Origin of the sequence: Paenibacillus sp. FSL R5-0701, from assembly GCF_037973995.1 — a bacterium.
In the GTDB taxonomy this organism is placed as follows: domain Bacteria; phylum Bacillota; class Bacilli; order Paenibacillales; family Paenibacillaceae; genus Paenibacillus.
Genome location: NZ_CP150230.1, coordinates 4,212,952 through 4,227,828, shown reverse-complemented (window position 1 = coordinate 4,227,828; position 14,877 = coordinate 4,212,952). Strand labels below are relative to the sequence as shown.

3 protein-coding genes are annotated in these 14,877 nt (G+C 41.4%); all 3 read left to right on the top strand.

Annotation, left to right across the window (positions count from 1 at the left end):
• Nucleotides 1-212: 212 nt before the first annotated feature.
• The 3 genes from MKZ13_RS18520 to MKZ13_RS18510 all read left to right on the top strand — a co-directional run bounded on the left by MKZ13_RS18520 (nt 213) and on the right by MKZ13_RS18510 (nt 14,850).
• The gene (locus tag MKZ13_RS18520; protein WP_339177232.1) at nt 213-1,073 is read left to right on the top strand and encodes a Cof-type HAD-IIB family hydrolase; all 861 of its coding nucleotides are present in this window, start codon (nt 213-215) and stop codon (nt 1,071-1,073) included.
• Between the two features lie 407 nt (nt 1,074-1,480).
• Nucleotides 1,481-2,686 (top strand): ACP S-malonyltransferase, encoded by a 1,206-nt coding sequence (gene fabD / locus MKZ13_RS18515; RefSeq protein WP_339177230.1) that lies wholly within the window; start codon nt 1,481-1,483, stop codon nt 2,684-2,686.
• Between the two features lie 272 nt (nt 2,687-2,958).
• Nucleotides 2,959-14,850, top strand: a complete 11,892-nt coding sequence (locus MKZ13_RS18510; protein WP_339177228.1) for an amino acid adenylation domain-containing protein — start codon at nt 2,959-2,961, stop codon at nt 14,848-14,850.
• The last annotated feature ends 27 nt before the right edge of the window (nt 14,851-14,877 follow it).

Here is a 14,877-nt window from a genome sequence, read left to right as displayed (position 1 = left end):
AAAATGACATTGCGATGATAATGGGAAGCTGGAGCTGTTTGTACCGGACGAGGATGAATATTACTATTTTGATACGCGGATTCTTTTGCCGAATTTTTGGAGAAGTTGATCGATCAGCGAACACCACGGAATAGGTAATTTTGTATAAGGAAAATGCCTGTCGGCACTCGCTCGGTTAGACATAGACAACATACATGATGGGGGCTAGGCAGATGAACGAAACGAAGCGAAAGATTGTTTTTATTGATATTGATGGCACATTGGTTGACGATGATGGAAACATTCCGTTGTCAGCACAGAAGGCTTGTAAACAGGCCAGAGAGAACGGACATCTGCTCTATTTATGTACAGGCCGATCCAAAGCAGAAATTTATGATTCCATCTGGGATGTCGGATTCGATGGTCTGATTGGTGCAGGTGGGGGTTATGTGGAGTTTGGCAAGGACGTGTTATATCACAAAAGGGTAACAGCGGAAGATGTTCGACATATGGTCGATTTTTTCAATGAAAACGGCATTGACTTCTACCTTGAATCCAATTCGGCATTGTATGCGAGTAACAATCTTCAACCTCACCTGGAACGCCGTATCTATGGCGATGTGGAGAATGACCCTGTAGCCAGAGAGAAGAAGGAGCTGAAACCGCACCCGTTTATTGCCGGATTAACGTATGGAGAGGCCGACCTGTATAAGGAAGATGTGAACAAGGTATGTTTCTTGGAGAGCTCAGCCATCCCGTTTGAGCGGATCAAGCAAGAGTTTGAAGGGAAATTCGAAGTCATTCAGTGCACTGTGCCGATCTTTGGTGAAGGAAGTGGTGAACTGATGATCCCTGGCATTCACAAAGCCATTGCGATCGCCGATCTGCTGAAGCATCTGGGCATGTCCCAAGAAGATACTTTTGCCATCGGTGATGGCATGAATGATGCCGAGATGTTGGAATATTGTAACATCGGAATTGCCATGGGTAATGCAAAGCCAGGTCTCAAAGCCATTGCAGATGATATTACTGGAACAGTTGAGGAAGATGGATTGTATCATAGTTTTGTGAAGTATGGATTGATTGAGGGGTAAGATAATCCGATTCACACGAAAAAGATGGTAACACACATATCTGAAGGAATTGTCGTTGAACTTGAAATTAGTGTATTCAGATACTTAAGATAATGAGGAATAATAAGAATCGAATGATCAGATCAGAACAAAACAGGCATCTCCGTATTGGAGATGTCTATTTGTCATGTTCAGGCTTCAGTTAATATCCAGTATAGAACTACACTAAATGCCCCGACACAGAGTCCAAAAAGAAGTCAAAAAGAATCACGTATTTTTTTCCGTTCATAGAAATAGATGACCCTCCTTTTGGCTTTATTTGCATAACTCCCAATGAAAGTTTATTATAAATTTTGAAAACAAGGAATTTATTGGTTTTCAGTTATCGAAGTGCATAAAATATAAAGTTGATACATGGAGGATGCTGGATGAGTAATGTAGCTCTGTTGTTTCCTGGACAAGGTTCTCAGATGGTTGGGATGGGTAGAGACTTTTGGAATAACTTTGATGTGGCTAAGAAGTTATTTGAAGAAGCCAGTGATGCCATTTCTTTCGATTTGAGAAAGTTATGTTTTGAAGGTAGCATGGCTGATTTGACAATGACGATGAATACTCAGCCTGCACTTTTGACTGTTAGTGTCATAGCATATCAGGTGTATATGCAAGAAATAGGGATGGAACCCGCTTATTTGGCTGGGCATAGTTTGGGAGAATATTCGGCTCTGGTATGCGCTGGTGTTCTATCTTTTCGTGAAGCTATTAAACTTGTGAGACAACGAGGGATCATTATGCACAATGCAGACCCGGATCAGAAAGGTATCATGGCCGCCATTTCAGGTGTTCATTTAGATACACTTCAAAACATATGCAAAGAAGTTTCAACAAAAGAACGCCCTGCCTGTGTGGCTTGTATGAACGCTAACCAGCAGTTTGTCATTTCGGGACACCGGCACTCTATACAAGAAATTATTAAAAGGACAGAAACCCTGGGAACGAAACATTCTTATATCAATGTAAGTGGTCCCTATCATTCACCCATGATGCAAACCGCAGCAGAACAATTCAAAGTTGAATTGGATCAACATCAATATGCTCATGCAAAATACCCGATTATTTCCAATGTTACAGCAGCAGCCTATGAGTCTGATCGATCTGTCGTGGATTACTTAAACATGCAGATGACGATGCCTGTAAGATGGTCAGAGTCTATGCGCTATCTGGTTGCAAATGGGGTTAGTGAAGTTATAGAGTTGGGTTCTAAACATGTGTTAGTTAGTCTTATGAGTAAAATAACGAAGCGTATTGTACCTTACTCGCTAAGTCAACCTTCCGATTTACTAATGCTTACAAATATACAAGAAAGGAAAAATAAACGGTTAACGATTCGTAAAAAGTTGTTATCAGAACTAATGGTAACCGCACTCACTTCACGGAATTATAACCAAGATTCGATATCATATGCCAAAATGGTTGAGCCATTATTTCATCATTTACAACGGGTACAGGAACAAATACACAAGAATGGATACGAACTCGGTGAAGAAGAGATAAATGATGCTCTACAGGTATGTCATTCCATTATTATAGCAAAAAAAATTCCATTGGATGGAACCGCGTTGATTGATACAATCTAGTACCCGAACTGTTCTTTTGCAAGATCTATATTACAGCGACAGACTGCCTTTTTATAAGGTAGTCTTTTTGTCTTTTAATGCATCTAAACTTGTTGAAACTTCAGATGTTTGGTATTAAATATGTCAATAACTCACGAATCAATCTCTATTTTTTACCATATAGTAACAATAAATTGATTGATTTTACATATATTTCTATGGTAAAATTTTGCTTGAAATATGTGTAAATAATTAGATAAGCATGTTAGAGATGATTCATTTGGAGGAGAGATATGTATACTAATCAGTTTCAAACACTAGTGGATGTTATCCGTGACAGAGGTAAAATAACGGACCGCGGTATTCGTTTTATCGATGCGGACAAACGAGAAACTTTTATATCTTATCATCAATTATTTACTGAGGCACAAGGGTATTTAGGTTATCTACAAGCCATCAGAATTAAACCTAAACAAGAAATTATTTTTCAGATCCAAGAAAACAAACGGTTTTTAGTCGCATTCTGGGCTTGTATACTCGGTGGAATGATCCCTATCCCTGTAAGTATTGGTGAAGATGAAGAACAAAACTTGAAAGTATGCCGTATTTGGAATTTGCTAAATAACCCTTTCATGATTGCATCTGAGAAGGTGCTGGATAAAATGAAGAGATTTGTTTTGGAACATGACATGCTTGATTTCCATCATCAATTAGAAGTCAGAACAGATCTGATCCAAGACACCATATACAATTATGAATCTATTAATAATATAGTTGAACCTCAGTCTGATGACTTGGCATTTATTCAATTCTCTTCTGGATCAACCGGTGATCCCAAAGGCGTGATGCTCACCCATCGAAACCTGATTTATAATACTTGTGCTGCTATTAATGGCACACAAATTAGTTCAAACGATAGTTTTCTCTCCTGGATGCCCCTTACCCATGATATGGGTTTGATTGGATTTCATCTCGTACCCCTCGTGGCAGGAATTCATCAATATTTGCTCCCAACGGAACTATTTATTCGCAAACCGATTCTATGGATGAAAAAAGTAAATGAACACAAAGCAACCATACTGTCTTCCCCTAACTTTGGTTATAAATACTTTCTGAATTTCTTTCGCGAAGACAAAGCGGAGGGATGGGATCTGTCATCTGTCCGAGTTATCTATAATGGGGCGGAACCTATATTACCCGAAGTGTGTGATGAATTCCTAAATGTATTGTCAGCATATCACTTAAAGAAAACAGCCATGTTTACCGTATATGGATTAGCAGAGGCCTCTGTTGCCGTCTCCTTTCCCAAGGTAGAAGAAGAGTTTACTGCGGTGTACGTTCACCGGGATCATCTGAACTTAGGGGAGCGTGTCATCGAAGTCGAAAAACATGCTGAACATGTGGCATCATTTGTTGCCGTTGGCGAAGCAATTGATTATTGCCATGTTAGAATTTGCGATGAGGAAATGAACAGTGTTCCCGATTTGGTTATTGGAAAAATTCAAATCAAGGGGGATAACGTCACCCAAGGTTATTATAACAATTCACTAGCAACGGAGAAGTTATTGAAGCACGACGGATGGGTGAATACAGGAGATCTGGGTTTCATCATGAACGGAAAACTGGTTGTAACAGGGCGGGAAAAAGACATTATATTTATCAATGGTAAAAATGTATATCCCCATGACATCGAACGTGTCGCCATCCAATTAGATGATATTGAACTTGGAAGAGTTGCTGCTTGTGGTGTGTATAATTCGAATAGTCAAAGTGAAGAAATTATTGTGTTTGTTGTGTACAAAAAAAAGATCGAACACTTCCTGCCGCTTGTTAAAGAAATCAAAAAACACCTATATAAACATGGGGGATGGAGTGTCAAAGAGGTACTGCCCATCAAAAAATTACCCAAAACAACAAGTGGGAAAATCCAGCGGTATCAGTTAGCCAAGCAGTATGAAGCAGGCAAATTCTCAACAGAATCTGCATTCATCCATGACTGGATCAAGAATGACAATGACAAGGCAAAAGAAGAGGTTGCTGTTTCGGTTCGAGTCATAGAACGTGAATTAACTTCACTATTTTCTGAAGTGCTGGTTGGGAAAAAGGTTGAACTTGAGGATAGCTATTTTGACATGGGTGCAACTTCATTACAGCTGGCCCAAATTGCTGAACGTATAGAACAAAAATACGGAGAAGAGCTTGTTGTTACGGATCTCTTTACCTATCCCTCAATAACTGAATTGGCAGCATATCTGGCTAGAGGTTACAGCGAGACCATGCAAGTCAACAAAACTCAAGAGGATCATACGCCATCCAAAGATATTGCTATTATCGGTATGTCTTTGAATCTCCCTGGTGCATCAAATGCAAGCGATTTTTGGCGTGTTTTGGAAAATGGAACGCATAACATTCGGGACTACCCTGAAAGTCGGATGAAAGACGCTGCGGATTATATACAATCCATGCGAAGTGAATTGAGCGAAGTTCAATGGATCAAAGGTGGTTACTTGGATCAGATTGATCAATTCGACTATTCTTTCTTTGGCATAACCCCAAAAACTGCACAATTTATGGACCCGAATCAAAGGATGTTTTTGCAAACGGCATGGCATACGATTGAAGATGCTGGGTATGCAGGGGAAGGAATCAATGGAAGAAATGTGGGCGTGTACGTGGGGTATTCCAAAGTTGGGTATGATTACGAACGGCTCGTGACGGCGAGTTACCCCGCAGAACTCAAAAATTATATCATTGGAAATTTACCATCTGTACTGGCGAGCAGAATTGCATATTTCCTGAATTTAAAAGGCCCGGCCTTAACAATTGATACCGCTTGTTCCTCCTCACTTGTTGCTGTTCACATGGCATGTAAAGGATTGCTCGCTGGAGACTGTGAAATGGCAATCGCAGGAGGCATTCGAACGGCATTATTACCGATAAGTATCGGACTGGATATGGAATCTCCAGATGCATTCACGAGAACATTTAGCGAAGATGCCAACGGCACGGGATTTGGCGAAGGTGTTGGGTCGGTCATGTTGAAGCCAATGCAGCAAGCGATTAAGGACGGGGATCATATCTATGGTGTGATTAAGGGAAGTGCGATTAATCAGGATGGCAAGACGGTAGGAATTACAGCACCTAGCCCGGAGTCACAGACCAATGTGATCGAACAGGCATGGAAAGAAGCCGGCATTTCTCCTGATACGCTTAACTTTATTGAAGCACATGGAACAGGGACCAAATTAGGTGATCCGGTTGAGTTCAATGCTTTGCGTAAAGCTTTTGAGAAATATACGGATCGGAAACAATTTTGTGCAATCGGATCTGCCAAAGCTAACATTGGACATGGCTTTGAAGCGGCGGGGATCGCTGGATTAATTAAATCTATTCTTATGTTTCAACATAGAAAGATCCCACCGTTGGTTCACTTTGACAAGCCTAATCCCCTGCTTAAGTTTGAAGCTTCACCTTTTTATGTGAATCAGGAATTAATGACTTTTGGTGAAAAAGAGAGTCCCTTACGATGCGGGGTTAGTTCTTTTGGTTTCAGTGGTACCAATGCGCATGTGGTTCTCGAAGAATATGTTCCTGCCAAAACAGTAGATAAAAGGGTGTCCCATGAACCTCATCTATTTGTTCTGTCTGCTGCTACGGAACGGGCGCTGGATGAATTGGTCAGAACGTACCATGAATATCTAACCGATCACACGGATGTTTCCATTCAACAAATCTGTTATACAGCCAGTACGGGAAGGGCTAATCTGGATTATCGACTTGCCATTGTAATAACGAGTACACAAGAATTACATGAAAAATTGCATCACATTGCAATGGGAAAGGACAAGCTGCCCAATGTCTATTTTGGTTACGCCAAGAAGGACAAGACGCTGGATACCGATCATCTCTATGTTCAGGGAAAGGCAGAATCTTTAAATGAACTCGGTCAGTTATATACACTGGGGGCAGTGATGGATTGGGAAAGATTTTATAATCATGAAGTCATTCGGAAAATTCCATTGCCTCTATATCCATTTGAGCAGAAGCGGTGTTGGATTGAAGTCAAACATACGATACCAGCGGGACATAGTTCAGAGAGGAATGAGGTTCAAATAGAGATGAATACAAACGATATTGAATTAAAGATTAAAACAAGCATCAGTCGTGCATCTGGTTTGAAGTTGGAAGAGCTGGATCATCAAGCTCATTTTCTCCAGATGGGATTGGATTCCATCATTCTTGTGCAAATTCAGAAGGAGATCTCAGAGCTGTTCCGTTTGGATATCCCGATGGAAATGTTTTTTGAAACCCTTACTAATATTAATTCCTTAGTTAAATATGTGTCAGAGAATATAAAGCATCATGATGTATCTGAAAATATAAATAATCAAACAGTTCAGGAGCATGCTGAACAACAAAATCTGGCATCTGTGAACAATATAAACACGGCAAAATCCTCAGGGAATGTGTCGGAACAAATTGTGATGTCTGCAATTCAGCTTATGGAGTCCCAATTAAAAAGTTTGAATGTGCTGTTAGGCGAGCAAATGAATACTGTTCAATCGCCTCTTTTGGAGATGAAACATCATGAAACCAAACCAACCCAAGAGATCCAACCCTATTCGGAATCGAAGGAAGAAAAAAAACCTTTTATACCGTATCAATCGTTGAAGATTCATGAAGAGAGCGGATTATCACCGCTTCAGAACCAGTATGTTGAACAATTTATAGCCAAGTATACCGCAAGAACCAAAGGCTCCAAATTAAAAACAGGCCAAACACGTTTGGTTCATGCGAATAATCGCAATGTGTCCGGATTTCGTTCGTATTGGAAGGAAATGGTATATCCCGTTATTTCAACGCGTGCAGAGGGAGCTAAGTTATGGGATCTGGATGGGAACGAGTATTTGGATCTGACGATGGGATTTGGTGTAAATCTATTTGGCCATAATCCAGCGTTTATTCAAAATGTAATAGCAGACAGCCTCAAGGAACAATTGCCTCCATTGGGCCCTATGTCAGACTTGGCAGGAGATGTTGCAGCTAAAATTTCCGAGCTAACAGGTGTAGAACGTGTCGCATTTTATAATTCAGGAACAGAAGCTGTCATGGTTGCACTTCGTTTAGCGCGGGCGGCAACGGGGCGTTCGAAAGTTGTATTATTTTCCGGATCGTATCATGGTACACATGACGGCGTGTTGGGTGTAGCGAATCCTGGGGATGCTTTATCGTCTGCACTGCCTATGGCTCCTGGTATTGTAAATAGCGCTATGGAAGATTTGATTATTCTTAATTATAACCATCCGCAATCCCTGGATATGATTCAGAACCTGGGTGATGAATTGGCTGCTGTGCTTGTAGAGCCGGTGCAAAGTCGAAGACCTGATGTACAGCCAACACAATTCTTACGGAAACTTAGAGAAATAACAAATCAAACTGGGACTGCACTTATTTTCGATGAAGTCATCACTGGATTTAGAATTGGTCTGGGTGGAGCACAGGATTGGTTTGGGGTTCAAGCAGATTTGGTTACGTATGGAAAAGTGGTCGGTGGCGGGCTGCCTATTGGCATAGTCGCGGGTAAAGCTGAATTTATGAATCCGGTAGATGGTGGAACCTGGAACTTTGGTGATGATTCTTACCCTTCCGATGCAGATAAGAAAACGTTTGTCGGTGGAACCTTCTGTACACACCCTCTTACGATGAGAGTGATGTTAACGGTACTGCAGTATCTTCAATCCGAAACAGGAACTTTATATAAGGAACTAAATGAAAAAACAGATTATCTTGTTAAAGAATTAAATACGTTTTTCAAAACAGCGAATGTACCGATGCAAATGGTGAACTATGGATCTTTATTTCGATTTATATCATTTGGAGATATGGAATTATTCTTCTACCATTTAATTTATAAAGGTTTATATATTTGGGAAGGTCGTAACTGTTTTATATCAACGGTGCATTCCATAGGTGACATGGATACGATAATCAGAATTGTGAAAGAGACGATCCATGAACTTCGCGAGTGGGGTTTTATCCCTGGTGAATCGCCCATGTCGGAATATCCGCTCTCTTTAGAGCAAAAACAATTATTGTTAACTTCATTACATGGGAAAGATGCGAATGCTGCATTAAACCAGAGTGTTATTTTAAAAATGACAGGCGACATAAAGCTTTCTGCACTAGATCAGGCCGTGAATCAAATCGCACAGCGTCATGAAGCCCTGAGAACAGTCATTCATGCCGATCGTGAAACACAACAAATCAGATCCGTAATGGAATTTCAATGTACATGGTTGGATTTCTCGGCATATGCGGGTGAGGATCAAGAACGGGAAATTTCCAATTGGTTATCTGCCGATGCAAATGAAGCCTTCAATTTACAGTCTGGGGAACCTCTATTTAGAATCACCTTGCTTAAAAAGGCAACTGATCAATACCTTATGGTGCTGACATTTCATCATATTGTTGTAGATGGCTGGTCGATTGCTGTATTCATTCAAGAGTTGGAACATACCTATTCTGCTCTGGTCCGAGGAGTTCCGGTTCAATTACCTGAAGCCACTCCATTCCGTGAGTATTTAAGCTGGCAACGACTTGAACATGAAAAAGGGTCATTTACCGAAGGAGTCCAGTTCTGGAAAGAACAATTTTCCTTATCCTATCCCAACATTACACTTCCAACGGCACCGTCCGATGATGTGCCCAAGGGATATGACGGTGAAAGATATTCCATCAAGCTGGATCATCAATTAACAGAGTCTTTGCGAACGTTAAGCATCAATAATAAGAGCAGTTTGTTTGTAACGATGTTTGCAGCGTTTCATTTATATTTGCATCAACTAACAGGGCAGTGTCACCTTGTCATCGGCGTGCCTACAGCGGGTCAGTCTCACATGCGAAAAAATGCGCTGATTGGCAACTGTGTCAACATTGTACCTGTTCATCATGCTTTGTTAACGAAGCAGTCCGTTGTAGAGCATGTTCTTCAGCTCAAGGAAACGCTGGCTCTTGTCATGAAGCATCAGCATGTTCCATTGACCCTCGTATCCGAACAGCTTGCTCATATGACTGCACCGGATACCCGGATTTTATTCAATATGGACAGAACGATTCATCATCTTCAATTTGAAAATATCAAGACTGAATTCATGTCGTATCCGATCAAACATATTTCTTACGATTTGTTTCTTAATATTACGGATGTTAGCCATGAATTGTACCTGGATTTTGATTACAATACCGATCTCATTGGACCTGAGATGATGAAACTGTGGTCTGAAGGATTTAAAGGTTTGCTGCAACATATGGTGAGTCATCCAGAGGCTGAAATCTCGTCTTTGACGTTGTTCTCATCCGAGCAACAGGATCAATTACAAGAGATGTACAATCGGTATGTTACGGAGCGTCTTCCTCACGTTAATCATGCAGCCATATTCGAGTCTCCAGTCAATGACGTGGAGAAAAAGCTGGCCTTGATCTGGGAGGACGTATTATCCCTCGATCAAGTGGGGAGAAATGATCACTTCTTTGATCTCGGAGGAAACTCGCTCAAGGCGACAGTCATGCTTTCCAAGGTACATGAGCAGCTTAACCATAAAATTTCAATCGTTCAGTTCTTCCAAAACCAACGTATGAAGCAGCTTGCCAGTCTGATTACAGGCGAGAACGAGGAAACATTCATTCCGATTAAGGCATTGGACGTCAAGGAATTTTATGAGACGTCATCTGCACAACAACGGATCTACTTTCTGGATCAATTTGAGCCGAATAGTGTGTTTCAGAACATGTGCGGTCATATCACGGTCACAGGATATATCGATGAAGCTAAATTGATTTCGTCATTGGAACAAATCGTGCACCGTCACGAAGCTTTTCGCACCAGTTTCCAACTCATAGATGGAGAGCTGTACCAAAGTATCGCCCCAACGATTGATTTTGAAGTGAAACGAACTCAGAAAAGCCCTGATTCATTCGAACAACATGTTAAGACGTTTGCCAAACCATTTGATTGCTCCAAAGCGCCGTTAATACGTGCCGAATTCATTCGTATAGGCGATGATCATGCAGAGATCCTCATTGAGATGCATCATATTATATCGGACGGATATTCCGTTGGCATTCTTGCGAATGAACTGATTGATGCGTATGACGGAAGAAGCATGTCAGAAATTGAGGTTGAGTACAAAGACTTTGCAGCTTGGCAGAAAGAATTTCTGGCGGGAGAGTTTTATAAGCAGCAAGAAAAATATTGGCTGGATCAATTCAAAGGAGAACTCCCGAACCTTAATCTGCCTACTGATTTTGTTCGGACACCTCATTTGACTTCGGCAGGTTCAAGATTGTCATTTGTGTTGGACGCGCACTTGAAGCAGTCGCTGGAGAAGCTTGCGAAACAAACGGGAACTACGATGTTTATGGTGTTATTGGCAGCGTATAATGTGCTGCTTCATCAATATACGGATCAAGAAGATATGATTGTAGGCACGCCAACATCAGGAAGAAACCATCCGGATGTCGAGAATATGATAGGAGTCTTTATCCAGACGGTAGCGATTCGATCACAGCCGGTGGGGAATAAGTCATTTCGATCCTATCTCGAGGAAATAAAAAAACAATCCCTGGATGCATTGGATAACCAGGACTATCTTTTTGACAATCTTGTAGAGAAATTAAACACACATCGGGATACCACCGGGACAGCACTTTTTAATACAATGTATATCTTTTTAAATACCGCGTTAAATCAACGGCAAGAACAGGATTGCAGCTTTAAAGTTAGAGAATTAAATGTCGGTGTATCGTTGTATGATCTGATGTTCATCGTTGAGGATGATAACGAGTGTCTGGAAATGCACTTTAATTACAAGACGGAGCTGTTTGAACGGGATACCATCGACAGGATGAAAACACATCTGTTCAACATCCTCAGAGACATTGTGATCGAACCTGATATAGCCTTGTCCGATATTCAAATGCTGTCTGAACATGAGCAGAACGTTCTTTTATATGACTTTAATGATACCAACATAGAATATTCCCGGGATCAGACCATCCAGGAGTTATTCGAAGCACAGGTGGAACGTACACCCGATCAATTAGCCGTGGCTTTTGGAGATGAGCAATGGACGTATCGTCAATTGAATGAACGGGCGAATCAGTTGGCATATACGCTTAGAGCTGAGGGAGTGCAGCAGGATCAATTTGTAGGTATTCTGACAGATCGTTCGATTGATATGATCGTTGGCATCTTTGGCATTCTAAAAGCAGGTGGGGCGTATGTACCGATTGATCCGGATTCTCCTGAAGAGCGTATCCGGTACATCCTGCATGATTCGGGGGCAACACTATTAGTCACGCAAACCCATCTCAAGCAGTTGATATCATTCAATGGCCAAATCATGGATTTGAACGATGAAGAAACCTATGCAGCTAATCTGTCGAATCTGGAACCCGCAGGGAATTCCGAGCAGTTGGCTTATGTGATCTATACTTCAGGTACAACAGGCATGCCAAAAGGTGTGATGATCGAACATCGGCAGGTTCATCACTTGGTTAAATCGTTGTATAGCCAGGTTATAGATGATCAGCGTAGCGGTTTACATGTTGCTCTACTTGCACCTTACTATTTCGATGCATCTGTGAAGCAGATTTTTGGCGCACTGCTTTCAGGACATGCCTTGTTTATTGTGGACAAGGAAACGGTAGTGGATGGACAAGATTTAATGAATTATTATCAGCATCACCACATTGATTTGACAGACGGTACGCCTGCACACCTGAAATTACTATCGAAGGCAAAAAACGTTCAAGGCATATCGCTAAAATATATGCTCATTGGCGGTGAAGCTCTTTCTCAGCAAAGTGTAAATGAAATCACATCATTATTTGCTCTCAATCAGATCACGCCGCCAGCCATAGTTAATGTGTACGGTCCAACAGAATGTTGTGTGGATGTTGCGACATACCGTGTACTTCCAGAACACCTGGATACAGCGAATCAACGAGCTCACCTACCGATTGGTCGAACATTAGGAAATAATCGCCTGTATGTATTGAACAAACATGGCAAAGTTCAGCCTGTAGGCGTCGTAGGGGAATTATGTATCTCTGGCGATGGGGTTGGTAGGGGATACTTGAATTTACCTGAGCTGACAGCAGAAAAATTTGTAAGTGATCCGTATGTCCAGGGAGCGACAATGTACAAAACGGGAGATTTGGTGAAATGGCTTCCCGATGGCCATATCGAGTATTTGGGAAGAATGGATCACCAGATTAAAATTCGCGGATACCGGATCGAAGTAGGAGAAGTCGAAGCAGCACTGTTAGATCTAGAGTGTGTGAAAGAAGTTATCGTCATTGCACATAAGGATGACCACGGGGACAAATCGTTATGTGCATACTTTACAGCGGATTCCACGCTGACGGTGGGAGAGTTAAAACAAAACCTCTCTAAGGTGTTGCCGAATTACATGGTTCCAGCCTACTTTATACAATTGGATCACATGCCTCTGACATCGAACGGGAAAATCGATCGCAAATCGCTTCCGAGTCCAGAAGAAAACATACAAACGGGAAGTGAATATATAGAACCCCAAACTGGGGTGGAAAAACAGTTGCTGCCTATTTGGCAAGATGTGCTTGCCGTGAAAAAAATCAGTGTAAAAGACAGTTTTTTTGATGTAGGAGGCAACTCTTTACGTGCGACCAAGCTGGCCGCCAAAATCAATCAAAAGCTGAATATCCACATATCGGTAAGAAACGTTTTTGAATGGCAGACCATTGAACAGATGGCTCAATCTATTGAACAAATGGAACAGGAAGTATCAGTGTCCATTCCTCAAGTGGAGGAAAAAGAATATTATCCTATTTCTTCGGCGCAAATGAGAATGTTCATTATGAGCATCAAAGCTGGCAAGGAACTCATGTACAACATGTCAGGTATGTTTATGTTGGAAGGATCGCTCGATCGGATCAGATTGGAAGAAGCATTCCAACAATTGATTCATCGTCATGAATCGCTTCGGACTGGATTCAAAGTCATACACGGAGAACCGAAACAGATCGTATACCCTAAAGTGAACTTTGGAATTGAATTGATCGATTCAACGGAAGAAGAGATCGAAGATCGAATTGAACAGTTTGTTCACACATTTGATCTCGGGCAAGCACCTCTTATGAGGGTGGGACTTATTGAACTTCAGCAGGAGCGTCATGTATTGCTGGTAGATCTCCACCATATCATTGCAGACGGACTATCCGTGCATCTTCTGATGACTGAACTTAGCCAGTTCTATAAGGGAGAGGAGCTATCTCCTCTTCGAATTCAGTATAAGGACTATGCTGAATGGCAGCAAATGCAGCTTCATAGTGAGCGGATGAAAAAGCAGGAGAAGTATTGGCTTACTGTGTTTGGTGAGAGTATCCCGCTATTGGATCTGCCAACAGACTACGAAAGACCTGAAACGCTAAGCTATGCGGGAGATGTATTGGACATTGTTTTGCAGGAAGACATCCTTCCAGGCTTAAGGAACATGGAAGCACGGACAGGAACAACGTTATATATGATTCTATTAGCCGCCTATACGATTCTATTATCTGAATACAGCGGGCAAGAAGATATCATTGTAGGCACGCCGATTGCAGGCAGGACACATGCTGAGCTGGAGCCGGTCATGGGGATGTTTGTGAATACACTGGCTATTCGAAATTATCCTGCCGCGGATAAAACATTCACGGAGTATCTGCTGGAAGTGAAAGAAAATATGTTGAACGCTTATGAGAATCAGGATTATCCGTTTGAAGAATTGATTGAGAAAGTAAATATAACCAAAGATGCTCGGCGGAATCCGTTGTTTGACACCATGTTTGTATTGCAGAATACAGATGCTTCAGAGATTCAGATGGATGGAGTAACCTGCAAGCCTTATGCTCCAAATACGAGAGTATCCAAATTCGATTTAACGCTGTATGTTACCGAATTGCAACACAAGTTAGAAGTGGCCTTTGAATACAGTACGATTTTATTTGAGAAAACAACGATTGAAGCGATGTCACAAAATCTATTGGTCATATTAACAACCATTGCCAACGACCCTCATATTGAAATCAAGAAGATTCAATTGATTGAAGAATTAATAGATGGGGACACACTGGCTGATCTAATTGAAGTAGATTTCTTCTAAGCTAACCTAAAAATATAAAGTGATCGG

What these genes read in the sequence shown, in the direction of transcription:
- MKZ13_RS18520 (WP_339177232.1), top strand. Translation starts at nt 213, where the DNA reads ATGAACGAAACGAAGCGAAAGATTGTTTTTATTGATATTGATGGCACA.
- fabD (WP_339177230.1), top strand. Translation starts at nt 1,481, where the DNA reads ATGAGTAATGTAGCTCTGTTGTTTCCTGGACAAGGTTCTCAGATGGTT.
- MKZ13_RS18510 (WP_339177228.1), top strand. Translation starts at nt 2,959, where the DNA reads ATGTATACTAATCAGTTTCAAACACTAGTGGATGTTATCCGTGACAGA.